This is a genomic window from Klebsiella sp. 54, from assembly GCF_018223875.1.
In the GTDB taxonomy this organism is placed as follows: Bacteria; Pseudomonadota; Gammaproteobacteria; order Enterobacterales; family Enterobacteriaceae; genus Klebsiella; species Klebsiella quasipneumoniae.
The window spans coordinates 176,408-198,180 of sequence record NZ_JAGRRA010000005.1; the positions used below are offsets into that span (position 1 = coordinate 176,408).

General features: G+C 60.3%; 23 protein-coding genes and 1 pseudogene. 17 read left to right on the forward strand and 7 right to left on the reverse strand.

Annotation, left to right across the window (positions count from 1 at the left end; genetic code table 11):
- Positions 1-35 precede the first annotated feature (35 nt).
- The 3 genes from KHQ24_RS14190 (at position 36) to cbpM (ending at position 2,087) form a co-directional block, all read left to right on the forward strand.
- Positions 36-719: a TerC family protein gene (locus tag KHQ24_RS14190; RefSeq protein WP_004206393.1), complete on the forward strand. Its 684-nt coding sequence runs from the start codon at positions 36-38 to the stop codon at positions 717-719.
- 145 nt (positions 720-864) lie between these two features.
- Complete coding sequence (gene cbpA, locus KHQ24_RS14195) at positions 865-1,782, forward strand: curved DNA-binding protein (RefSeq protein ID WP_017900085.1); 918 nt, start codon at positions 865-867, stop codon at positions 1,780-1,782.
- Positions 1,782-2,087 (forward strand): chaperone modulator CbpM, encoded by a 306-nt coding sequence (gene cbpM, locus KHQ24_RS14200; protein WP_002885324.1) that lies wholly within the window; start codon positions 1,782-1,784, stop codon positions 2,085-2,087. The genes cbpA and cbpM overlap by 1 nt, the downstream gene beginning before the upstream one ends.
- A gap of 209 nt (positions 2,088-2,296) precedes the next feature.
- Here cbpM and KHQ24_RS14205 read toward each other — a convergent pair whose 3' ends face one another.
- The 4 genes from KHQ24_RS14205 to KHQ24_RS14220 form a co-directional block, all read right to left on the reverse strand.
- Positions 2,297-2,668 carry a plasmid partitioning/stability family protein gene (locus KHQ24_RS14205; RefSeq protein WP_004206390.1) on the reverse strand — a complete coding sequence of 124 codons (372 nt, stop codon included), beginning with the start codon at positions 2,666-2,668 and terminating at the stop codon, positions 2,297-2,299.
- A 9-nt stretch (positions 2,669-2,677) separates the two neighbouring features.
- The gene (parM, locus tag KHQ24_RS14210; protein WP_004146678.1) at positions 2,678-3,634 is read right to left on the reverse strand and encodes a plasmid segregation protein ParM domain-containing protein; all 957 of its coding nucleotides are present in this window, start codon (positions 3,632-3,634) and stop codon (positions 2,678-2,680) included.
- Between the two features lie 274 nt (positions 3,635-3,908).
- The gene (gene melB, locus KHQ24_RS14215) at positions 3,909-5,324 is read right to left on the reverse strand and encodes a melibiose:sodium transporter MelB (RefSeq protein ID WP_065878202.1); all 1,416 of its coding nucleotides are present in this window, start codon (positions 5,322-5,324) and stop codon (positions 3,909-3,911) included.
- A gap of 93 nt (positions 5,325-5,417) precedes the next feature.
- Complete coding sequence (locus tag KHQ24_RS14220) at positions 5,418-6,770, reverse strand: alpha-glucosidase/alpha-galactosidase (RefSeq protein WP_004206386.1); 1,353 nt, start codon at positions 6,768-6,770, stop codon at positions 5,418-5,420.
- A gap of 239 nt (positions 6,771-7,009) precedes the next feature.
- On the opposite strand from KHQ24_RS14220, the gene melR reads away from it, so the two are divergent.
- Positions 7,010-7,948, forward strand: coding sequence for a transcriptional regulator MelR (gene melR, locus KHQ24_RS14225; protein ID WP_004206385.1), 939 nt, complete (start codon positions 7,010-7,012; stop codon positions 7,946-7,948).
- 49 nt (positions 7,949-7,997) lie between these two features.
- On the opposite strand, the gene proP is transcribed toward melR, so the two are convergent.
- The gene (proP, locus tag KHQ24_RS14230) at positions 7,998-9,500 is read right to left on the reverse strand and encodes a glycine betaine/L-proline transporter ProP (RefSeq protein ID WP_023291673.1); all 1,503 of its coding nucleotides are present in this window, start codon (positions 9,498-9,500) and stop codon (positions 7,998-8,000) included.
- Between the two features lie 187 nt (positions 9,501-9,687).
- Between proP and KHQ24_RS24515 the strand changes: the two are divergent.
- The 13 genes and pseudogenes from KHQ24_RS24515 to phnP all read left to right on the forward strand — a co-directional run bounded on the left by KHQ24_RS24515 (position 9,688) and on the right by phnP (position 18,876).
- Positions 9,688-9,957 (forward strand): annotated as a pseudogene (locus KHQ24_RS24515) (hypothetical protein).
- 87 nt (positions 9,958-10,044) lie between these two features.
- Positions 10,045-10,380, forward strand: coding sequence for a zinc ribbon domain-containing protein YjdM (locus tag KHQ24_RS14235; RefSeq protein WP_004206382.1), 336 nt, complete (start codon positions 10,045-10,047; stop codon positions 10,378-10,380).
- 227 nt (positions 10,381-10,607) lie between these two features.
- Entirely contained in the window at positions 10,608-11,042 is a 435-nt protein-coding gene (yjdN, locus tag KHQ24_RS14240) for a VOC family metalloprotein YjdN (RefSeq protein ID WP_004206380.1), read from the forward strand.
- A 155-nt stretch (positions 11,043-11,197) separates the two neighbouring features.
- Complete coding sequence (gene phnF / locus KHQ24_RS14245; RefSeq protein ID WP_211777331.1) at positions 11,198-11,923, forward strand: phosphonate metabolism transcriptional regulator PhnF; 726 nt, start codon at positions 11,198-11,200, stop codon at positions 11,921-11,923.
- Entirely contained in the window at positions 11,924-12,376 is a 453-nt protein-coding gene (phnG, locus tag KHQ24_RS14250) for a phosphonate C-P lyase system protein PhnG (RefSeq protein WP_004206376.1), read from the forward strand.
- The gene (phnH, locus tag KHQ24_RS14255; RefSeq protein ID WP_004206375.1) at positions 12,373-12,957 is read left to right on the forward strand and encodes a phosphonate C-P lyase system protein PhnH; all 585 of its coding nucleotides are present in this window, start codon (positions 12,373-12,375) and stop codon (positions 12,955-12,957) included. Before phnG ends, phnH begins: the two co-directional genes overlap by 4 nt.
- Entirely contained in the window at positions 12,958-14,022 is a 1,065-nt protein-coding gene (locus KHQ24_RS14260) for a carbon-phosphorus lyase complex subunit PhnI (RefSeq protein WP_017900090.1), read from the forward strand.
- Positions 14,015-14,863 (forward strand): alpha-D-ribose 1-methylphosphonate 5-phosphate C-P-lyase PhnJ, encoded by an 849-nt coding sequence (locus tag KHQ24_RS14265; protein WP_002885202.1) that lies wholly within the window; start codon positions 14,015-14,017, stop codon positions 14,861-14,863. The genes KHQ24_RS14260 and KHQ24_RS14265 overlap by 8 nt, the downstream gene beginning before the upstream one ends.
- Positions 14,860-15,618 (forward strand): phosphonate C-P lyase system protein PhnK, encoded by a 759-nt coding sequence (phnK, locus tag KHQ24_RS14270; protein WP_004206373.1) that lies wholly within the window; start codon positions 14,860-14,862, stop codon positions 15,616-15,618. Before KHQ24_RS14265 ends, phnK begins: the two co-directional genes overlap by 4 nt.
- 107 nt (positions 15,619-15,725) lie before the next feature.
- On the forward strand, positions 15,726-16,406 hold the full coding sequence (phnL, locus tag KHQ24_RS14275) for a phosphonate C-P lyase system protein PhnL (protein ID WP_004206372.1): 681 nt from the start codon (positions 15,726-15,728) through the stop codon (positions 16,404-16,406).
- Positions 16,403-17,539, forward strand: a complete 1,137-nt coding sequence (phnM, locus tag KHQ24_RS14280) for an alpha-D-ribose 1-methylphosphonate 5-triphosphate diphosphatase (RefSeq protein WP_004206370.1) — start codon at positions 16,403-16,405, stop codon at positions 17,537-17,539. Before phnL ends, phnM begins: the two co-directional genes overlap by 4 nt.
- Positions 17,539-18,102 carry a ribose 1,5-bisphosphokinase gene (gene phnN, locus KHQ24_RS14285; RefSeq protein ID WP_004206368.1) on the forward strand — a complete coding sequence of 188 codons (564 nt, stop codon included), beginning with the start codon at positions 17,539-17,541 and terminating at the stop codon, positions 18,100-18,102. The genes phnM and phnN overlap by 1 nt, the downstream gene beginning before the upstream one ends.
- Positions 18,103-18,117: 15 nt before the next feature.
- The gene (phnP, locus tag KHQ24_RS14290; RefSeq protein ID WP_004206367.1) at positions 18,118-18,876 is read left to right on the forward strand and encodes a phosphonate metabolism protein PhnP; all 759 of its coding nucleotides are present in this window, start codon (positions 18,118-18,120) and stop codon (positions 18,874-18,876) included.
- A 22-nt stretch (positions 18,877-18,898) separates the two neighbouring features.
- Here phnP and yjdP read toward each other — a convergent pair whose 3' ends face one another.
- Together yjdP and KHQ24_RS14300 are read right to left on the reverse strand one after the other, a co-directional pair.
- Positions 18,899-19,252, reverse strand: coding sequence for a DDRRRQL repeat protein YjdP (yjdP, locus tag KHQ24_RS14295; protein WP_004206366.1), 354 nt, complete (start codon positions 19,250-19,252; stop codon positions 18,899-18,901).
- Between the two features lie 70 nt (positions 19,253-19,322).
- Complete coding sequence (locus KHQ24_RS14300; RefSeq protein WP_064187835.1) at positions 19,323-21,608, reverse strand: ATP-binding protein; 2,286 nt, start codon at positions 21,606-21,608, stop codon at positions 19,323-19,325.
- Positions 21,609-21,773 lie beyond the last annotated feature (165 nt).

A 21,773-nucleotide genomic window follows, 5' to 3' on the forward strand; every position in this document is an offset into this window, starting at 1 on the left:
TTTCGTGGTATTTATTTCAGGTGGTTTCTCTCAATATGTATGCGTTTCTTCAACAATGGGACATGGCGGTGATTATGCTGCAGATTGTCGCCATCGACTTACTGCTGGGCGGCGATAACGCCGTGGTGATCGCCATGGCCTGTCGCAAACTGCCGCCGCAAAAACGCACCAAAGCGATCGTCATCGGCACCGTAGGAGCCATTCTGGCGCGCATCCTGCTGCTGGCGATCGCCCTGTATCTCCTGTCGCTGCCGTGGCTGAAAATAGTCGGCGCGCTGCTCCTGCTGTGGATTGGAATCAAGCTGGTCAGTGATGAGGAGGACGAGAGCGAGGTTGCCAGCTCAGGCAGCCTGTGGCGCACCGCAATCACCATCACCGTAGCGGATGTGATCATGTCGCTGGATAACGTGCTGGCGGTGGCTGCCGCAGGCAAAGGACACATTGCGCTGGTCGCCCTCGGCGTGGCGATCAGCATCCCGGTTATCGTCGCCGGCAGCAAACTGGTGCTGGCCCTGCTCACCCGCTTTCCCGCGGTGGTGCTGCTGGGCGGGATGCTCATCGGCTGGATTGCCGGCTCAATGCTGGTCAGCGACCCTACCCTCCGCCAGCTGTTTCCCACTGCCGGCGAGGGCATGGCGCGCCTGGCCGGCGCCATCGGCGCGCTGCTGGTGCTGTTCGCAGGCTGGCGCCGTCGTCAGCGGCCGCAGGCGAAAGACTAGCCTTGCCCAAGACGCCGTTGACCCCGACGGCGTCAAGTTTCCGCCACTTTTCTTCCCCTTCAGGGCGCATTTGCCCTACGCTTTATACAGACGCCTGATCCAGGGAATATGTAACCACCGCACTGAGCATAGATGAGATAACAGCATGGAATTGAAGGATTATTATGCCATTCTCGGGGTGCAACCAACCGACGATCTGAAAACCATCAAGACCGCCTACCGCCGCCTGGCGCGCAAGTACCACCCCGACGTCAGTAAAGAAAATGATGCTGAAGCCAAATTTAAGGATCTCGCCGAAGCCTGGGAAGTCCTGAAAGATGAGCAACGGCGCGCGGAATACGATCAGCTCTGGCAGCATCGCAACGATCCCGGGTTCGGTCGCCAGCAGCAGACCCACGAGCAGAGCTACAGCCAGCAGGATTTCGACGACATCTTCTCCTCCATGTTTGGCCAGCAGGCGCATCAGCGTCGCCGCCAGCACGCGGCGCGCGGCCACGACCTGGAGATCGAGGTCGCAGTGTTCCTTGAAGAGACGCTGGCCGAGCAAACCCGCACCATCAGCTATAACCTGCCGGTGTATAACGTGTTCGGCATGATCGAAAGCGAAACGCCGAAGACGCTGAATGTGAAGATCCCCGCCGGGGTAGTCGATGGTCAGCGTATCCGCCTGAAAGGCCAGGGGACGCCGGGCGAAAACGGCGGCCCGAACGGCGATCTGTGGCTGGTGATCCACATCGCCCCGCACCCGCTGTTCGACATCGTGGGACATAACCTGGAGATCGTCCTGCCGCTGGCGCCGTGGGAGGCCGCGCTGGGCGCCAAAGTCACGGTGCCCACCCTGAAAGAGAGCATTCTGCTGACGGTACCGCCGGGTAGCCAGGCAGGGCAGCGCCTGCGTATCAAGGGCAAAGGGCTGGTGAGCAAAACCCACACCGGCGATTTGTTCGCCGTTATTAAAATTGTGATGCCGCCAAAACCAGATGAAAAAGCGCGTGAGCTCTGGCAACAGCTGGCCACCGCCGAAGCCAGCTTCGATCCGCGTAAGACATGGGGGAAAGCCTGATGGCTACAGTAACAGTGACGTTTACCATTACCGAATTGTGCCTGCGTACCGGGGTGTCGGAAGAGGAGCTGACGGAGATTGTCGGCTTAGGCATGATTGAACCGCACCAGCCGCAGGCGGACACCTGGCTGTTCGACGACAGCGCGGTGACGATTGTCCATCGCGCGGTGCGCCTGCGTAACGAGCTGGAGCTGGACTGGCCGGGGATCGCGGTAGCGCTGACCCTGCTGGATGAGAACGCGCGGCTGACCCGCGAAAATCGCCTGCTGCAGCAGCGCCTGGCCCGCTTTCTCGCCCACGGATAGGGGCGACATCCCGGGTGGCGGCGTACCGTCTTACTGCCGGGTGGCGGCTACGCCTGACCCGGCCTACAAACTAAGCACAGCGCAAGCCGGGGAATTTCCCAGTCGCGGCGTTCCGCCTTACCCGGGCTACCGGACAGTGTAAACAGTAGCCCGGCTAAGCGCAGCGCAAGCCGGGGAGTTTCCCGGATAGCGCAAACCGCGAATAGCGCTTAGTCCGGCAGCGAACCGGCGAGGTTGCGCGCCGAAACGCTCTCGCTGACCGGCGCGGGCGGCTCCGGCGCCTTAGCCGAGGCGGCCGCTGGTGCGGCTGTCGGGGCGGAAGAGGCCGGCTGGATCTCAAGGAACGAGGCCAGCATCTTGCGCAGCGTTTCCGGTTTCGTGTCTTCCGCCAGCAGCGCCGCCAGCATCGACGGCAAGCGGCTATCGACTTCCCCTAACGCCAGCCCCGCCAGCAGCGCCGTGCGCGACATATCGCCGCGGTCGCCGCGGTGGTGGGCCTCAATTTTTGCGTCCGCGAAGCGCTCGCTGGCGCTGATATCCGGGCGCAGGTAAATCAGCACTTTTCTGCGATCCAGAGTCATAGACGCTCCTTAGCCAATAATTTTCAGACCACGCACCAGGGCGAACTGCGGCTCTTCAGCCACCACGAAACGGTCCTCACGCAGGCCCATACGTTCACGAATGGCATCGGCCACCAGCGGCGCACCGCCGCCAATCACGATGGCATGCGAGTAGCCTTTAAAGCTATCGATAGCCGTCAGGACGCGGGTGGTCAGACGTTCGATGCTGTTATTGATTACCTTCTTCACCTCAGAAACCGCATCCGGATCGTTAATGTTATCGGTTAGATACTCTTCGTCATGGCGATTGATAATGATCTGATCGACGTTATAGCTTGAGGTATCGGTGTTAGCCCGCGCCAGCGCCAGCTTAACGGCGTCGGTCACCAGCGATACGCCCAGCTTCGGATCGCCGTAAATGCGCGAAACCGAGGTCATCTGCCCGGCTACCATCGAGATATCGAGCGTGGTGCCGCCGAGGTCGATAATCAACACCGAATGGGAGGGCTTGAGTTCATCACACAGGCTAATGCCCGCTGGAATCGATTCCGGGCGCACGGTGACTTTGGTGATGTTGAAGACCACGCCTTTATTCAGCTTAACGTCGCGCAGCAAGCTCTTTTTCTTGCGCTCAATGTTGTCGAGGCGATATTGCGCATCCTCGTCATAAAATTCAGTCAGCGGCAGCGTCACGACGATTTCGACGTCCTGCGGCTCAAGACCGCTGGTCAGCAGCGCGTGATGGACAGCGATGGAGTTCAACGGGCTGTACTGCCAGTCAATATTATTGGTCGGGAGCGCATCGGGGGTGATCAGGTCGAATGAGTACTTTTCATCATCCACGGTGTAGTTAAAAGGCTTCCCGGAACCGAAGGTGGCAGACCAGCCGCGTTTAAAACTGTTGGGGCTGATATGGGTGAAAGTTTCGCCATCTTGCTCCCACAGCATTTTGATATTGGTTGAACCATCATCGATAAAAATGCGCATCGCATTGCTCCATCACTGAGACAAATAAGAGAAAAATGTAACACCCAACAAGCGTAGCAAGAGTTAAAAAGCAGCGCAAGAGCACGAAAAAGAGACAATTCTGAGTTTTATTTGAGAACAAATGGAGCTAATGGCAACTCCGTGCGCATAAAAAGAGACTATTTTGAGATAAATTAGAGAAATACGTTTTTCTCTTTTTGCCCGTTTCGACGCTCATTTTTGTCCAAAAAGAGGGCATCCCTCCCCTCTTTCGTCAGCGGTTTTTGAACGCTTTTTACACCTGGTTGGGTACCACAATGGGCCGTTCCGGCTCAGCCACATTTTCCGGTACCCGGCGATATTTATCCAGCAGGTGAATCTGAATGCGACGCAGCATATCGCCGTTGAGCTTGTAATAGCGGAAATAGAGCAACAGCGTCAGGGCAAAAAAGAGCGTCGGCAGCGCTATCATAATCGCTTGCATCCCCAGCAGCGTCTGGGACGACTGGGCCACATTCGGCACATAACCGATGATACCGAGCACGATGGCGATAAACCAGGCCGCGAACGCCGAGCCCGCTTTCACCACCAGCGTCTGCACCGAATAGGCGATACTTTCGCAGCGGATGTTCATCGTATATTCGCCGTAGTCGACGGTATCGGCCACCATAATAACCTGCAGCACCCAGAACAGCGCGGTACCGATATTCAACAGCACCCCAGCCAGCGAAATCAGCGCGACGTTGTAGACCCCGCTCAGCGCCATCAGCAACAGCACGCCGCAGCCCAGCACCGGCATGATCGAAGCGCCCGCCCACAGAATGCGCCGCGACAGCCCTTTCACCAGCCGCGGAAACAGCACTAAGGTCAGCAGGTTCGCCGCGCCGGCGTAGGACATGTAATACGGGAACATCTCCGCGCTGCCAATCACGTAGGTAAAGTAGTAAATCGCAAAGCCAGCGATAATATTCGCCGCCGTGTTATAGGCCAGCGCCATGCCCAACAGGCAGGCCAGCTGATCGTTTTTATAGATCAGCGCCACCATCTGGCGCAGTGAGAGATGGCTGGCATCCTCGCTCACGCCGCTATCCGAGGAGTAAACCTCGTGGACGTTGCGCAGCGTGACGAGGGTGGAAACCACGAAGAAGGCGATCAACACCAGGGTGAACATCTGGAAACCGAAACCGCGGTCGGCGCCGCCCACGGCGCTGACAAACGGCAGCGTGACGCCGGCAGTGACGAATCCCGCCAGGCTGGCGAAAAAGCGTGGATAGGGCACCAACTGTTCACGTTCGCGCTTATCGAGGGTAATAGTCGGCACCAGCGACCAGAACGGCACATCCATGATGGTGTAGGTGAACCCCCACAGCAGGTAGGTTAGCCACACCCATGCCAGTAACGCCCCGCCGGAGAAGTGATGGGCGCTGAACAGCATATACAGCACCACCGAGTTGGTTATCGTGCCGATCAGGATCCACGGTTTGAATTTTCCCCATCGCGATCGCGTACAATTCACGATCCACCCCATGATCGGATCGGCTATCGCATCGAGGATCCGCGCCACCAGAAACAGGGTGCCGACCACCCCAACCGACAGTCCAACAATATCGGTGTAGTAATACATCAGGTACATGTAGACGATACCGATAGCGAAATCTTTACCAAAGGCACCAAATCCGTAGCTGAGCTTTGTTGTCATTGAAATACTCATAGGGTACAGGTCGCTGTCGCCAGCGCCTCCTTCAGTGTTTGATAGAGCATGCAGGGCGCCGCCGGGATCGTTGCCCCCGGCGGCATGAGAAGATTAACGATGCAGCCAGGCCGGCAGCCAGTCGCCGTGGCTGGCGATCAGATCGTCCACCAGCGCGTAGATCTCTTCGATCCCCAACACCGCGGCGGTGTGCGGATCCATCATCGTGGCGTAATAGACGTAATCGCGATTTTCGGTGAGGATCGCCTCCGTAAGCAGCGTCTGCACGTTGATGTTGGTCTGCATCAGCGCCGCCAGATGCGCCGGCAGCGCACCCATTTTAGTCGGCTGAATGCCGTTGGCGTCCACCAGGCAAGCCACTTCCACGCAGCAGCCCTGCGGCAGGTTGTCGATAAGGCCGTCATTGCGTACGTTGCCATACACCACGCTTGGCTCGCCGGTCCAGATGGCGTTCATGATGGTGCTGGCATACTCGCGGGATGGCTTCACCTCGATGCGCTCGCCGCGCTGATAGCTCTCCAGCTCCTGATGCCAGTTGGCCAGTTGCTCGACGCAGCGTTTCGGGTATTCATCCAGCGGCACTTTATAGCGGGCGATAAGGTCCTCGCGGCCCGGCTTGATAAACCATGGCGTGTATTCGGCAAAATGCTCCGACGACTCGGTCACAAAGTAGCCGAGCTTTTTGAACATCTCATAGCGGACGATGTTTTCGCAGCGCGGGTTGCCGTGCAGGTTAGGCTTCGGCGCCCGCCCGTCAGCGTAGGCCTGCAGCAGGTCGGGATAAAGGTTGACATAGCTGCCGTCGGCGAGCTTTTTCTCCAGCGAGAGATAGAACGCCATATGGTTAATCCCGGCGCAGCGGTAGCGTAAATCCGCCGGGTTGAGGTCAAGATCGCGCGCCAGTTCTTCCGCCGTTCCCTGCACCGAGTGGCACAGGCCAACCTGTTTAATATGCGGGTAGCGGGCGTAGATGGCCCAGGTGTTCATCGCCATTGGGTTGACGTAGTTAAGCAGGGTGGCGTCCGGGCAGACCTCGGTCATGTCGTCGCAGATAGCCCATAGATGAGGTATGGTGCGCAGGGCGCGCATAATGCCCCCCGGACCCAGCGTATCGGCGATGGTCTGCTCCAGGCCATGGCGTTTACAGACCTCAAAATCAGTGACGGTACAGGGCTCATAGCCGCCAATCTGGAAGGCGACCACAACGAAATCAGCGCCCTGCAGGGCGGTTTTGCGATCGCGATGGCAGCTGATTTCGCCCTTCGCGCCGACGGAATCCATCAGCTTGCGCACCACGGTATGCGACTCTTCCAGCCGGGTGTCATCGATATCCATCAGCGCGACATGCGCCGATTTCAGCGCCGGGCGCTGGAAAACATCACCGAGAATATTTTTAACGAACACCGTCGAACCGGCGCCGATAAAGGTAATTTTTGGGGCGGTCATTACGCTCTCTCCATCAGGTCATTGAACCCTTGCAGAGTGGCACGCCGTTCAGCGTTGCGCTGCCCTGTTCCCACCGGAGCATTCCCGAAAGCTCAGATCGGCCATTAAGCGCCACAAAATCTGAGTTTTCGGGAACAGATTGCGCAAAAAGGAGAGAAAATGGGCCGATTCTTCCGCTAAGCTGTCGTCAGTTCTGGCGAAAAATGCAGCCACTCTGACAATTCAGGAATACGCTAACGATGGAATACCGCTTCACCTCCCTGCCCCCCGATCCCTTTATGTGCAGCAGCGATGAAAAGCAGAGCCGCAGCCCGCTGGCGCTCTACTCTGAGTATCAGCGTATGGATATCGAGCTGCGCCCGCCGCACGCCATGCCTACCAGCCACTGGCATGGCCAGGTGGAGGTCAACGTGCCGTTCGATGGCGACGTGGAATATTTGATTAATAACGAAGTGGTGCGCATAGAGAAAGGCTATATCACTCTGTTCTGGGCCTGTACGCCGCATCAGTTGACCCGCCCGGGGGATTGCCAGCAGATGGCGATCTTTAACCTGCCGATGCATCTGTTTCTCTCATGGCCGCTGGACCGGGAGCTGATCAACCACGTCACTCACGGGATGGTGATTAAATCCCTCGCCGCCCAGCAGCTGAGCGCCTTCGAGGTGCGCCGCTGGCAGCAGGAGCTGAACCACGACAATGAACAGATTCGCCAGCTGGCGATCGATGAAATCGCCCTGATGCTGAAGCGGCTGAGCCTCGCCGGCTGGCAGCCGATTCTGGTCAACAAAACCTCGCGCACCCATAAGAACAGCGTCTCGCGCCATGCGCAGTTTTATGTCAGCCAGATGCTGGAATTTATCGCCGCCCACTACGACCAGGCGCTGACCGTCAATGCCGTCGCCGAGCACGTTAAGCTCAACCCGAACTATGCGATGGGGGTATTCCAGAGAGTGATGCAGCAAACCATGAAGCAGTACATTACCGCCATGCGTATCAATCACGTGCGGGCGCTGCTGAGCGATACCGACAAGACCATCCTGGATATCGCCCTCACCGCCGGTTTCCGCTCCAGCAGCCGTTTTTACAGCACCTTTACCCGCTACGTGGGGATGCCGCCGCAGCAGTACCGTAAACTTAGCCAACAGCGTCGTCACGGTCTGGCCTTGCCGGAGGCATAAAAAATGCCGCCGGGGTTTCCCCAGGCGGCATGATTAGCAGTGAAAACAGTTAGTCGTTGATACGCGGATGCTGCTGCACCAGACGCGACCGTTTTGCCTGCAGATCGGCGATCTCCTGATCGATATCTTCGATTTTTTGTTCGATGTTATCGTAGTGCTCGCCAAGGATTTCTTTCGCTTCCTGAATATCCGACGCCGCCGGGGTCGCCCCTTTCAGCGGACGGTTAGCCGTCTCTTTCATCGACAGGCCCGTCGCCATACCCACCACCGCGATCACCATCAGGTAGTATGCCGGCATCATCAGGTTCTGGGTGGTCTCCACCAGCCACGCCGCCAGGGTTGGCGTCAGACCGGCAATCAGCACCGAGATGTTAAAGGCGCTGGCCAGAGCGCTGAAGCGGATGTGGGTCGGGAACATCGCCGGCAGCGATGAGGCCATCACGCCGATAAAGCAGTTCAGCACCACCGCCAGCAGCAGCAGACCGGCGAAGATCAGGCTCGTCACGTTGCTGTTGATCATAATGAAGGCCGGGATCGACAGGGCAAACAGCGCCACGCTACCAATCAGGATAAACGGACGGCGGCCGAAGCGGTCGCTGAGCATGCCGATAACCGGCTGCACAAACAGCATCCCGACCATGATGGCGATGATGATCAGCACCCCATGGTCTTCCGAGTAGTGCAGGTTATGCGACAGGTAGCTCGGCATGTAGGTCAGCAGCATGTAATAGGTCACGTTAGTGGAAATCACCAGACCGATACAGGTCAGCAGGCTGCGCCAGTGCTTAGTGGCAATCTCTTTAAAGGAGACCTTCGGCCCGTCCTGCAGACCTTCACGGTCGCCCTGCTCCATGGTGTCCACATGCTGCTGGAACGCCGGGGTTTCTTCCAGCGCATGGCGCAGATAGAGCCCGATGATGCCTAACGGCAGCGCCAGGAAGAACGGGATACGCCAACCCCACTCAAGGAAGTTCTGTTCCCCCACTACGCTGGAGATCAGGACCACCACGCCAGCCCCCATCACAAACCCGGCGATGGAGCCAAAGTCCAGCCAGCTGCCCATAAACCCGCGTTTACGGTCAGGGGAGTATTCCGCGACGAAGATCGATGCCCCGGTATATTCACCACCGACCGAGAAGCCCTGCGCCATTTTACACAGCAGCAGCAGGATCGGCGCCCAGATACCTATCGTGGCATACGAAGGAATAAGGCCGATACAGAAAGTACTTATCGACATGATCACGATAGTTATCGCGAGAATTTTCTGCCGACCATATTTATCGCCCAGCATCCCGAAGAACAGGCCGCCTAACGGACGAATTAAAAATGGAACGGAAAAGGTGCCGAGTGCGGCAATCATCTGCACGCTTGGGTTGGCATCGGGGAAGAAGACTTTACCTAAGGCGTAGGCCACAAAGCCGTAGACGCCGAAATCGAACCACTCCATCGCGTTGCCCAGGGAGGCCGCGGTGATCGCCTTTTTCAGTTTACCATCGTCGATGATGGTCACATCCTTAAGGGTGATGGGCTTTATTTTTTTCCTTTTAAGCATATTTTTCCTCTGCTACTCCGCCTTGAGTGCACGCCTCTTCGCCGAATGGCAAAGCCATTCGCATCGTGCGTCAGGAGCGGTGAATTGCTGTGCTCCTCATTTCAAGCGTAGCAGGTTTGCCTGCACTGTCTGCTGACAGAATGTACAACCGAACCTGTTGACGCCTGCTCTGGCTACTGGTGAATAAATAGAGCGGCTCATCGTGATAATTGATGAAATTGACCTGCTCCCCTTTTTTACCCTAACAGTGTTTATATCTGCGATCAACTTCACATAAATTTACCGCCTAATTACAGAGTGCCGGAAAATAAATAAGTTCATTTCCTGCCGATCGCCCGGAAATTATTTCGTCGATTTTGCTCCACCTCGGGCGGTTAATTTCAGCGTTTATTCGCTTCTTCCCGGAATAACACCACGGCTATTTTTTAGCAAAAAAACACCCGACAAAAGTGGGTGATTGCGCTATAATCACACCCACTTTCGGCTCTCAGCCGCTGTTTAAAGGACCAACGTCCTGTTTTTCGACGACATCACGAGGAACGTCATGCAACTGCCACACTGCCCAAAATGCGATTCGACTTACACTTATGAAGACAACGGCATGTACATCTGCCCGGAATGCGCCCATGAGTGGAACCCTGCCGAAGCCACGGAAGAAACCGACGTTCTGATCGTTAAAGATGCCAACGGCAATTTACTGGCCGATGGCGACAGCGTCACGGTAGTGAAGGATCTGAAGGTTAAAGGCAGCTCTTCAATGCTGAAAATCGGCACCAAAGTGAAGAATATCCGCCTGGTCGAAGGCGATCACAATATTGACTGCAAAATTGACGGTTTTGGCCCGATGAAGCTGAAATCTGAATTCGTCAAAAAGAACTGATTTATTTCCGGGCAGGCGACGCGATTATTTTCCCCTATCGCCGTCGCCGCTCCCGATATCCTGACGGTCCCTCGCCTCCCTGCGTATCCGGTTATTTATCCGGCCAGCCGCCGCTATTTATGCAGCCCCCTGCAGCGGTATTCCCACCCCATTTTCGCGCTGCCGTCTGGCTCAATCCCGCTGCGGGCGACTACGCTTTACGGGTTACGGTCACTGAGGTATTCACCATGTCCTTAAGTCCCTACCTTGCCTTTGCGGGCAACTGCGCCGAGGCGATCGCTTTCTATCAGCAGACGCTGGGCGCGGAGCTGATGTTTAAAATGACCTTTGGCGAAATGCCGCCTTCGGCGCAGGAAGCCTCTGACGGCTGCCCGTCTGGCCAGAAGATGGCGAATGACGCCATCGCCCACGCCAGCCTGCGCATCGGCAACGGCGAGCTGATGCTAAGCGACAGCGCCTTCGGGCCCGATGTACACTACGCCGGCTTCACCCTCGTCCTCGATCCCAGGGATGTCGCTGAAGGTCAGCGCTGGTTCGAAGCGCTGGCGGTCGGCGGACGCATTGAGATGGCCTGGCAGGAAACCTTCTGGGCCCACGGCTTCGGCAAAGTCGTGGATCGCTTTGGCGTTCCCTGGATGATCAACGTGGTCAAACAAGGCTGACCCCGCCAGGGCGGCCTGGCCGCCCTGTCATCCGTCTGGCATTAACTCTTCATCCTTTAGTCATCATCACTTAACCGAACTGCAACATAAACCGGTCAGGATCGGCTCACAACGCGAGGAAGCTCCTCGCCTATGCTGTGTGAGGCTTGATGACCATGCACCTGTCCAGACATCCGACCAGTTATCCCACGCGCTATCAGGAAATCGCCGCCCGGCTTGAGCAGGAGTTGCGCCACCACTATCGCTGCGGTGACTATCTGCCCGCCGAGCAGCAGCTGGCGACGCGCTTCGACGTTAACCGCCACACCCTGCGCCGGGCGATCGACCAGCTGGTTGAGCGCGGCTGGGTACAACGCCGTCAGGGCGTGGGCGTGCTGGTGCTGATGCGGCCGATCGATTACCCGCTCAACGCCCAGGCGCGTTTCAGCCAAAACCTGCTGGAACAAGGCAGCGATCCCACCAGCGAAAAACTGCTGTCGGTACTGCGCCCCGCCAGCGCGCACGTTGCCGAAGCCTTTGGTATTAGCGAGGGCGAGAACGTCATTCATCTGCGCACCCTGCGCCGGGTCAATAGCGTCGCCCTGTGCCTGATTGACCACTACTTCGCCGACCTGCGCTTCTGGCCGGTGTTACAGACCTTCAGCCACGGCTCGCTGCACGACCTGCTGCGCGATCGGCTTGACGTCGAACTGACCCGGGTGCGCACCAAAATCAGCGCCCGTCGCGCACAGGCGAAAGAGAGCAAACTGCTGGAGATCCCCAATATGGCGCCGCTGCTCTGCGTCCGCACCCTCAACAGCCGCCAGGGCGAGCAGGCCGCCACCGAATACTCCGTCAGCCTCACCCGCGCCGACATGATTGAATTCACCATGGAGCACTGAATGCACTTCGATACCGCCACCCGCCAGCGCTGGATGTCCGTGCTGGCCCACAGTGAACCGCAAGATCTTCTGGCGCGCATGCACTCCCTGCAGCTGGCGCCGGAGTATGAACTGATCCGCACTCCCGAGACTGGCCTGGTGCAGCTTCAGGCCCGGATGGGCGGTATCGGCGACCGTTTCTTCGCCGGCGACGCCACGCTCACCCGCGCCGCGGTACGTCTGGCCGACGGAACGCTCGGCTACAGCTGGATCTTAGGCCGCGACCGCCCGCACGCCGAACGCTGCGCGGCCATCGACGCCCTGCTGCAGTCACCCCGCCATTTTCACAATTTAATGGAAACCCTGATAACCCCGCTGGAAGCGCTACGCAGCGCGCGCATTGAAGCCCGACGCGCCGAAGTCAACGCCAGCCGGGTCGACTTCTTTACCCTGGTTCGCGGAGATAACGCATGACCTTACAACCCGCTTTTTCCCTGGCTGTGCAGGATGCCCAACACAGTTTTCGTCGCCTGCTGAAAGCGATGAGCGAGCCGGGGGTGATTGTCTCCCTGCAGCAGTTACAGCACGGCTGGCAGCCGCTGAACGTCGCTTCCACCAGCCTGCTATTGACCCTTGCCGATCACGAAACGCCGGTCTGGCTCGCCAGCGCTCTGCATAACGATCTGGTGGGACAGAATCTGCGCTTTCATACCGGCGCGCCGCTGGTGGACCAGCCGCAGCAGGCGGTCTTTGCCGTCGCCAATGACGGCATCAGCGCCGAGCAGCTCAACGTCCTCTCCGCTGGCACCGTCACCGCCCCGGAGACCGGCGTCACGCTGATCGTTCAGCTCGCCAGCCTTAGCGGCGGACGCATGCTGCGCCTGACCGGGGCGGGCATTGCCGAAGAGCGAATGATCGCCCCTCAGCTGCCGGACTGCATCATTGACGAACTGACGGAGCGCCCACACCCGTTCCCGCTGGGCATTGATCTGATCCTCACCTGCGGCGAGCGCCTGCTGGCGATCCCGCGCACCACTCACGTGGAGGTTTGCTAAATGTACGTTGCCGTCAAGGGCGGCGAGAAGGCGATCCGCGCCGCTCACGCCTTACAGGAACAGAAACGACGGGGCGATGGACGGCTTCCCGAACTGAGCGTTGACCAGATAGGCGAACAGCTCAATCTGGCGGTGGACCGGGTGATGACCGAGGGCGGCATCGCCGACCGCGAACTGGCGGCGCTGGCGCTCAAACAGGCCAGCGGCGATAACGTCGAAGCGATCTTCCTGCTGCGCGCCTACCGCACCACCCTGCCGCGGCTGGCGGTTAGCGAACCGATCGACACCGCCAAAATGCGTCTCGAACGCCGCATCTCGGCAGTGTACAAAGATATCCCCGGCGGCCAGCTGCTGGGCCCCACTTACGACTACACCCACCGCCTGCTCGATTTTACCCTGCTGGCAAACGGCGAAGCGCCTTCTGTGCAGCAAGCCGAGTGCGACACGCAGCCGACGCCGCACGTCTTTAGCCTGCTCACGCAGCAGGGTCTGGCGAAGGCCGAGGAAGATCGCGGCACACCGCCCGACGATATCACCCGCACCCCGCCGGTCTACCCCTGCTCACGTTCTTCGCGCCTGCAGCAGCTAATGCGCGGCGATGAAGGCTACCTGCTGGCGCTGGCCTATTCGACTCAGCGCGGCTATGGCCGCAACCATCCGTTTGCCGGCGAGATCCGCAGCGGCTACGTGCAGGTGGAGATTGTCCCGGAAGAGCTGGGCTTTAGCGTCAATATTGGCGAGCTGCTGCTCACCGAATGCGAAATGGTCAACGGCTTCGTCGCCCCGCAGGATGAGCCGCCGCACTTCACCCGCGGCTACGGTCTGACCTTCGGCATGAGCGAGCGCAAAGCGATGGCCATGGCCCTCGTCGACCGCGCACTGCAGGCGGCGGACTATGACGAAGAGATTGCCGGTCCCGCCCAGGATGAAGAGTTTGTGCTGGCCCACGCCGATAACGTTGAAGCCGCCGGCTTCGTCTCGCATCTGAAGCTGCCGCACTATGTCGATTTCCAGGCCGAACTGGCGCTGCTGAAACGCCTGCAACGGGAGAACGAACGTGGCTAACCCACTGACTGGCTATAACTTTGCTTATCTCGACGAGCAAACCAAGCGCATGATCCGCCGGGCTATTCTCAAAGCGGTAGCCATTCCCGGCTACCAGGTGCCGTTCGGCGGTCGCGAAATGCCGATGCCCTACGGCTGGGGCACTGGCGGCATCCAGTTGACCGCCAGCGTCATCGGCGAGAACGACGTGCTGAAGGTGATTGACCAGGGCGCCGATGACACCACCAACGCGGTGTCGATTCGTCAGTTCTTTAAGCGTGTTACCGGCGTCGCCACCACCGAGCGTACCGAAGACGCCACACTGATCCAGACCCGCCATCGCATCCCGGAGACGCCGCTGGTGGAGGATCAGATCCTGATCTACCAGGTGCCGATCCCGGAGCCGCTGCGCTTTATCGAGCCGCGTGAAACCGAAACCCGCACCATGCACGCCCTGGAAGAGTACGGCGTGATGCAGGTGAAACTGTATGAAGATATCGCCCGCTTCGGCCATATCGCCACCACCTACGCCTACCCGGTGAAGGTCAATGGCCGCTACGTGATGGATCCCTCGCCGATCCCGAAATTCGATAACCCGAAAATGCATATGATGCCGGCGCTGCAGCTGTTCGGCGCCGGGCGCGAAAAGCGGATCTACGCCGTGCCGCCCTATACCCCGGTGGAGAGTCTCGATTTCGACGACCACCCATTTACCGTCCAGGAGTGGGATGAACCCTGCGCCATCTGCGGCTCGCGCCACAGCTACCTCGACGAAGTGGTGCTGGATGACAGCGGCCAGCGGATGTTTGTCTGCTCCGATACCGACTATTGCCGCCAGCAGAGCGAGGGGCAGAAAAAATGAACCAGCCATTACTTGCTGTGAATAACCTGACCCATCTCTACGCCCCGGATAAAGGTTTTCGCGATGTCTCCTTCGAGCTGTGGCCGGGAGAAGTGCTCGGCATCGTCGGCGAGTCCGGCTCCGGTAAAACCACCCTGCTGAAGGCAATCTCCGCCCGCCTGACGCCGCAGCGGGGCGAGGTGCTGTACCAGCAGCGCTCGCTGTACGCCATGAGCGAAGCCGAACGCCGCCGCCTGCTGCGCACCGAATGGGGGGTGGTGCATCAGCACCCAATGGACGGTCTGCGTCGCCAGGTCTCCGCCGGGGGCAACATCGGCGAACGGCTGATGGCCACCGGCGCCCGCCACTACGGCAACATTCGCGCCACCGCTGAAAAGTGGCTGCAGGAGGTGGAGATCCCGCCCTCGCGCATCGACGACCTGCCCACCACCTTCTCCGGCGGCATGCAGCAGCGTCTGCAGATTGCCCGCAATCTGGTCACCCAGCCGAAGCTGGTGTTTATGGATGAACCCACCGGCGGGCTGGATGTGTCCGTGCAGGCGCGGCTGCTTGATCTGCTGCGTGGCCTGGCGGTAGAGCTGAATCTGGCGGTAGTGATTGTTACCCACGATCTCGGCGTCGCCCGCCTGCTGGCGAACCGACTGCTGGTAATGAAGCAGGGCCAGGTGGTGGAAAGTGGCTTAACCGACCGGGTGCTCGACGATCCGCACCATCCTTATACCCAGCTGCTGGTGTCGTCGGTGTTGCAGAATTAATGCTGTTTTGCCGGGTGGCGGCTGCGCCTTACCCGGCCCACAGGTGCGTTATTCGTAGGCCGGGTAAGCGAAGCGCCACCCGGCAACCCAACCTCGTGAGAGCTAACATGATCCGCGTTGAAAACGTCCATAAAACCTTTGTTCTGCACCAGCAGCACGGCGTGCGTCTGCCGGTGCTGGCCGACGCCTCGCTGACCGTTAACGCCGGGGAGTGCGTGGTGCTCCACGGTCACTCCGGCAGCGGCAAATCGACCCTGCTGCGTTCGCTGTACGCCAACTATCTGCCGGACAGCGGCCATATTCATATCCGCCACGGCGACGAATGGGTGGACCTGGTCACCGCCACGCCGCGCAAGGTGCTGGAAGTGCGCAAAACCACTATCGGCTGGGTCAGCCAGTTTCTACGGGTGATCCCGCGTATTTCGGCGCTGGAGGTGGTGATGCAGCCGCTGCTCGATCTCGGGACGCCGCGTGAAGCGAGCGCCGCCAAAGCCGCCCAGCTGCTGACCCGCCTCAACGTTCCGCAACGTCTGTGGCACCTTGCGCCGTCGACCTTTTCCGGCGGCGAACAGCAACGGGTCAATATCGCCCGCGGTTTTGCGGTCGACTATCCGATCCTGCTCCTCGATGAACCCACCGCCTCACTGGATGGCAAAAACAGTGCTGCCGTGGTCGACCTGATCCACGATGCCAAAGCGCGCGGCGCGGCCATCGTCGGGATTTTCCATGACGAAGGGGTACGCCGTCAGGTCGCCGACCGGCTGCACCCCATGGGAATAACAGCATGATTATCAATAACGTAAAACTGGTTCTCGACGATGACGTGGTCCACGGTTCGCTGGAAGTCCAGGACGGTCGCATTCTCGCCTTCGCTGAAAGCCAGAGCCGGCTGCCGCAGGCGCTGGATGGGGAAGGCGGCTGGCTGCTGCCGGGCCTTATCGAGCTGCATACCGATAACCTCGACAAGTTCTTTACCCCGCGGCCGAAGGTAGACTGGCCGGCCCACTCGGCGATGAGCAGCCACGACGCAATGATGGTCGCCAGCGGCATCACCACCGTGCTGGACGCCGTGGCGATTGGCGACGTGCGCGATGGCGGCGATCGTCTTGAGAATCTGGAGAAGATGGTCAATGCGGTGGAAGAGACGCAAAAGCGCGGTCTTAACCGCGCAGAGCACCGTCTGCACCTGCGCTGCGAGCTGCCGCATCACACCACGCTGCCGCTGTTTGAAAAGCTGATCGACCGCGAGTCGGTGAGCATGGTCTCTCTGATGGACCACTCGCCCGGCCAGCGTCAGTACGCCGATCGCAGCAAGTACCGCGATTACTATCAGGGAAAATATCATCTGACGCATGACGAAATGGACCGTTTTGAAGCCGAGCAGATGGCTCTGGCCGCCACCTGGTCGCAGCCCAATCGCCAGACCATCGCCGCCATGTGCCGCGCCCGCCGTATCGCCCTCGCCAGCCACGACGACGCCACCGAGGCGCATGTGGCTGAATCCCACCAGCTGGGTAGCGTCATCGCCGAGTTTCCCACCACCCTGGCCGCGGCGCAGGCTTCACGTCAGCACGGGATGCACGTCCTGATGGGGGCGCCGAATATCGTGCGCGGCGGTTCCCACTCCGGCAACGTCGCCGCCCACCTGCTGGCGAACCACGGTTTGCTCGACATTCTCTCTTCCGACTACTATCCCGCCAGCCTGCTGGATGCCGCATTCCGCATCGCCGACGCCGAGGATAACGCCTTCACCCTGGCGCAGGCGATCCGTCTGGTCAGCAAACATCCGGCGCAGGCGCTGGGCCTTGACGATCGCGGCGTCATCGCCGAGGGGAAACGCGCCGACCTGGTGCTGGCGCACCGTCGCGGCGAGCATGTCCACATCGACCATGTCTGGCGCCAGGGAAGGAGGGTCTTTTAATGCCGGGAAAACTGATCTGGCTGGTGGGCCCCTCCGGCTCCGGGAAAGACAGCCTGCTGGCGGCGCTGCGCCAGCGCGAGCACCCGCAGCTGCTGGTGGCGCATCGTTACATTACCCGGCCCTTTAACGCCGGTAACGAAAACCATATCGCCCTCAGCGAACATGAATTTTTTACCCGCGCCGAGCAGCATCTCTTTGCCCTCAGCTGGCACGCCAACCATACTTACTATGGCATTGGCGTGGAGATCGACCTGTGGCTGCACGCCGGCTTCGACGTGGTGGCCAATGGCTCCCGCGCCCATCTGGCGCTGGCGCGGGAACGCTACGGCGAGGTGCTGGTGCCGATCTGTCTCGCCGTCTCGCCGCCGGTGCTGCGCCAGCGGCTGGAGCAGCGCGGCCGGGAAAATGCGGTGGATATCGCCCAGCGTCTGGACCGCGCCGCGCGCTATAAGCCGGACGATTGCCTGACGCTGAATAACGACGGCAGTCTCCGACAATCGGTCGATGAATTTTTCCGCCTGCTGCGCAGCCACGCGGTGCGCGAAGCGGATCCGCTGGTATAAACCAAAGGTGACACGATGAGCCTGACCCTCCGCTTAACCGGCACCGGCGGCGCTCAGCTGGTGCCGGCCTTTGGCTGCGATTGCGCGGCCTGCCGCCGCGCCCGCCGCGAGGAAAGCCATCGCCGACGCCCCTGTAGCGGGGTGGTGACGTTCAACAGCGCAGTGACGCTGCTGGACGCCGGCAGACCGGATCTGATGGAACATCATCCCGCCGGCAGCTTTCAGCAGGTGCTGCTAACCCACTATCACCTGGATCATGTGCAGGGGCTGTTTCCGCTGCGCTGGGGCGTGGGCGCGCCGATCCCGGTCTACGGCCCGCCGGACGACGCCGGCTGCGACGATCTGCTCAAGCACCCCGGCCTGCTCGACTTCAGCCATACCGTCACGCCGTTTGTGGTGTTTGAGCTGCAGGGCCTGCGGGTAACGCCCCTGCCGCTCAACCATTCGAAGCTCACCTTCGGTTATCTGCTGGAGTCGGCCCACAGTCGGGTAGCCTGGCTCTCGGATACCGCCGGGCTGCCGGACAAGACGCTGAAGTTTTTACTCAGCAACCGCCCGCAGGCGATGATCATCGACTGCAGCCATGAGCCGCGGGCGCAGACCCCGCGTAACCATAACGATTTCAATACCGTTCGCGCCCTTAACCAGGCGATAGGCTGTCCGCGGGTGATCCTCACCCATATCAGCCATCAGTTTGACGTCTGGATGATGGATAACCCGCTACCGGAAGGTTTCGAAGCGGGTTATGACGGGATGGAAATCGTGCTGGATTAGGCGTCGGTCTGCTGCGGGGCGATCAATAGTCATCGTCCAGACGACGCTGATCGCTTTCTAACTGGCGGCGATCGCGATCGAGCTGGCGCTGGCGTTCATCCAGCTGACGGCGGCGATCGTCCAGCTGGCGTTGCCGATCGTCATGCTGACGCTGGCTGTCACGGCTCTGCTGGCGACTTCCCTGATAGCGCCCGTCATCATACCGGCCATCGTCATCGTATCTGTCGTCGTCATCAGAGCGACTGCTACCCGGGTTATAGGCGTCGTTAATGGCTTGCTGAATATTGCCGATCGCGTCATCGATAATATCGGCGCGGGCGGCCAGGCTGGTCAGCGACAGAGTGCAAAAGAGCAGTGCGATTGCGTAACGTTTCATCGGGGCCAATCTCATCAGAGTCCTGACGCTACCTTAATCATCGGCATGCCGCCCGGGTAGCGGAGGAATCTCAAATCCTCGCGTACGCTGCACTCAGCGCCTGCGCCAGTTGAGCGCGGGTAAAGGGCTTACGCAGCCACTCCACCTCCGGCAGGGCCGGGTTCTGCGCCGGGCGCAAATCCTGACCGCTGATCAGCAGCACCGGCAGCGCCGGAAAGCGGCGGCGCGCGGTATGGATCACATCGGCGCCGCTCAGCCCGCCGGGCAGCATCAGATCGCTAATCAACAGGGCAATATCCGGCGAGGCCTCCAGCAGCTGCAGCGCCTCTTCCCCGCTGGCGGTTTCCAGCGTCAGCCAGCCCAGCTGATGCAGCTGTTCGCACAGCGTCTGGCGAACATCCTCTTCATCTTCCAGCACCAGCGCCAGCCGTTCTCCCGCCGGGATTGGTTCGTCTTCCACCGGCGCCACCGCCTTCTCTACCTCGGTCATCGCCCGCGGCAGCTGCAGCCGCACCGTCGTCCCCTGCCCCGGCGCGCTCTCCAGCGCCACCCGGCCGCCCGACTGGCGCACAAAGCCATACACCATCGACAGCCCCAGGCCGCTGCCGCTGCCGGTGGCTTTAGTGGTAAAGAAGGGTTCAAACACCCGGGCTTTCACCGCCTGCGACATGCCGCAGCCGTGATCGATCACCTCCAGAGCCACCATATCCTGCCGCTGGCCGCTGCTGCGGGTGACCCGCTGATTCCAGGTACGAATTTTAATGACGCCCGCGCGCCCGGCCATGGCGTCGCGGGCGTTCATCACCAGGTTAATCAGGGCGTTTTCCAGCTGGCCGACGTCTATCCATGCCGGCCACGCCGGCGACTGCGCCTCAATCTCCAGGCTCAAGGTCGCCGGCAGGGAGTGACGCATTAGCTCGCTGAGGTTCTCCAGCAACGGCGCCATCGCCACCGCCTGGGGATGCAGCGCCTGCTTACGCGAAAAGGCCAGCAGCCGCTGGGTCAGAAGCGCCCCGCGTTCCGCCGCCTTCAGCGCCCTGGTGAGGCGTGGCGCATCCTGCGCATTCGGCTCCACCAGCTCAAGGCTGCCGATGATCACCGCTAGCAGGTTGTTAAAATCATGCGCCAGGCCTCCGGTCAGTTGGCCGACGGCCTTCATCTTCTGGCTGTGCAACAGCGCCTCCTCCAGCTCCTGACGCTTAATCCTATCGATCTCCATCTGGGTGGTCTTCTCTTTCAGCAGCCGGGTGGTGTGCTCCAGCGACGCCGTATTGCGCGCGAAAACGTTAAAGGCGCGCGCCAGTTCGCCCAGCTCGTCGCGCCGCTGCAGGGCCGGCACCGAGACGTTCGGCTCTCCCTGAGCCAGCCGCGACATCGCCCGCGAGATAGCGGTCAGGTTAGAGCCCAGGTTACGGTAGATGTACCACCCGGCGCAGCCGGTGATCGCCAGCGCCAGCAGCGCGGAAAGCAGAATAAACATGCTGATGGAGCGCAGCTCCCGATGGCTCTGCGCCGCCCGCTGTTCGGAGGCTTCCGCCACCCGGGTCACGTACTGATTGATGTCGTCGTTAAGCAGCGCGACCAGCGCTTTGATGTGGTACATGTACCAGCTGATCGTCAGGTCGCTCTCCTCCAGCTGGGCCGACAGCGGGGCCAGCTTCGCCAGCTCCCGGGTGACGTCGGGGAGAACAAACGCCAGCGCGGGATCGGCGCTATGGGCCGGCAGGTCGCCGCGCAGCTGGTCGAGCTGCAGGACGATCGACCGCGGCGTGACGGTATGGATCGCGGCGACGATCAGCCGGTCCATCTCGGCCAGCCGGCGAGGATCGATCGCCCGCTCCCCGCCGCGATCGTTAAGATCGGCGAGATGGCGCAGGTTGCTCTGATTCTGGTAAAGCGAACTCAGCAGCGCATTGCGCTGCAGATGGCGGCGCTGGCCGCGCTCCAGCATCTCCGCCACGCTCTGCTGCAGCGCGTTGCTGCGGCGAATAATACTGGCCACCAGCGCCTGCTCCTGCTGCGCCAGCGGGGCCGCCGCCAGCTGGGCCAGCGAGTGCTTCAGCGCCTGCTGCGTCGCCAGCAGCCGTTCCGCTTCGCTTTTGTACTCCAGCGCGCCCACCACCTGCGACAGGCGCACCGCGGCCGTGGCGACATTCGCCGTGTCCCGCGCCAGATCCATACTGCCGCGCATATCGTTGAGGGTCTGGCGCTGCACCTGCTCCTGCAGCTGGCTGGCGTGGTGAAAGCCGAACACCGCCACGCCGCTCACCAGCAGGGTGACGACCACCATCAGCAGATTAAAGGAGAGCAGGCGGCCACGGGCGCTGGTGAAAAACGGGTGTCGGCGAGCGGTCATAGCAACTCCGGTGAAGGAACGGTCGGCATATAGGCGTGACGGTGCAGAAAATGACGCCGCGTAACTGTGATCGCGGTTAACTATTTATCACTATGACAAATATGAATGGATTCTGACATCCTGCATTTATTTTCCGGTGGTGGACTGCTGCTATTGTTCTCGCAG

Excerpts from the sequence above, each read along its gene's own strand:
- KHQ24_RS14190 (WP_004206393.1), top strand. The coding sequence starts at position 36 with ATGTATGCGTTTCTTCAACAATGGGACATGGCGGTGATTATGCTGCAG.
- cbpA (WP_017900085.1), top strand. The coding sequence starts at position 865 with ATGGAATTGAAGGATTATTATGCCATTCTCGGGGTGCAACCAACCGAC.
- cbpM (WP_002885324.1), top strand. The coding sequence starts at position 1,782 with ATGGCTACAGTAACAGTGACGTTTACCATTACCGAATTGTGCCTGCGT.
- KHQ24_RS14205 (WP_004206390.1), bottom strand. The coding sequence starts at position 2,668 with ATGACTCTGGATCGCAGAAAAGTGCTGATTTACCTGCGCCCGGATATC.
- parM (WP_004146678.1), bottom strand. The coding sequence starts at position 3,634 with ATGCGCATTTTTATCGATGATGGTTCAACCAATATCAAAATGCTGTGG.
- melB (WP_065878202.1), bottom strand. The coding sequence starts at position 5,324 with ATGAGTATTTCAATGACAACAAAGCTCAGCTACGGATTTGGTGCCTTT.
- KHQ24_RS14220 (WP_004206386.1), bottom strand. The coding sequence starts at position 6,770 with ATGACCGCCCCAAAAATTACCTTTATCGGCGCCGGTTCGACGGTGTTC.
- melR (WP_004206385.1), top strand. The coding sequence starts at position 7,010 with ATGGAATACCGCTTCACCTCCCTGCCCCCCGATCCCTTTATGTGCAGC.
- proP (WP_023291673.1), bottom strand. The coding sequence starts at position 9,500 with ATGCTTAAAAGGAAAAAAATAAAGCCCATCACCCTTAAGGATGTGACC.
- KHQ24_RS14235 (WP_004206382.1), top strand. The coding sequence starts at position 10,045 with ATGCAACTGCCACACTGCCCAAAATGCGATTCGACTTACACTTATGAA.
- yjdN (WP_004206380.1), top strand. The coding sequence starts at position 10,608 with ATGTCCTTAAGTCCCTACCTTGCCTTTGCGGGCAACTGCGCCGAGGCG.
- phnF (WP_211777331.1), top strand. The coding sequence starts at position 11,198 with ATGCACCTGTCCAGACATCCGACCAGTTATCCCACGCGCTATCAGGAA.
- phnG (WP_004206376.1), top strand. The coding sequence starts at position 11,924 with ATGCACTTCGATACCGCCACCCGCCAGCGCTGGATGTCCGTGCTGGCC.
- phnH (WP_004206375.1), top strand. The coding sequence starts at position 12,373 with ATGACCTTACAACCCGCTTTTTCCCTGGCTGTGCAGGATGCCCAACAC.
- KHQ24_RS14260 (WP_017900090.1), top strand. The coding sequence starts at position 12,958 with ATGTACGTTGCCGTCAAGGGCGGCGAGAAGGCGATCCGCGCCGCTCAC.
- phnK (WP_004206373.1), top strand. The coding sequence starts at position 14,860 with ATGAACCAGCCATTACTTGCTGTGAATAACCTGACCCATCTCTACGCC.
- phnL (WP_004206372.1), top strand. The coding sequence starts at position 15,726 with ATGATCCGCGTTGAAAACGTCCATAAAACCTTTGTTCTGCACCAGCAG.
- phnM (WP_004206370.1), top strand. The coding sequence starts at position 16,403 with ATGATTATCAATAACGTAAAACTGGTTCTCGACGATGACGTGGTCCAC.
- phnN (WP_004206368.1), top strand. The coding sequence starts at position 17,539 with ATGCCGGGAAAACTGATCTGGCTGGTGGGCCCCTCCGGCTCCGGGAAA.
- phnP (WP_004206367.1), top strand. The coding sequence starts at position 18,118 with ATGAGCCTGACCCTCCGCTTAACCGGCACCGGCGGCGCTCAGCTGGTG.
- yjdP (WP_004206366.1), bottom strand. The coding sequence starts at position 19,252 with ATGAAACGTTACGCAATCGCACTGCTCTTTTGCACTCTGTCGCTGACC.
- KHQ24_RS14300 (WP_064187835.1), bottom strand. The coding sequence starts at position 21,608 with ATGACCGCTCGCCGACACCCGTTTTTCACCAGCGCCCGTGGCCGCCTG.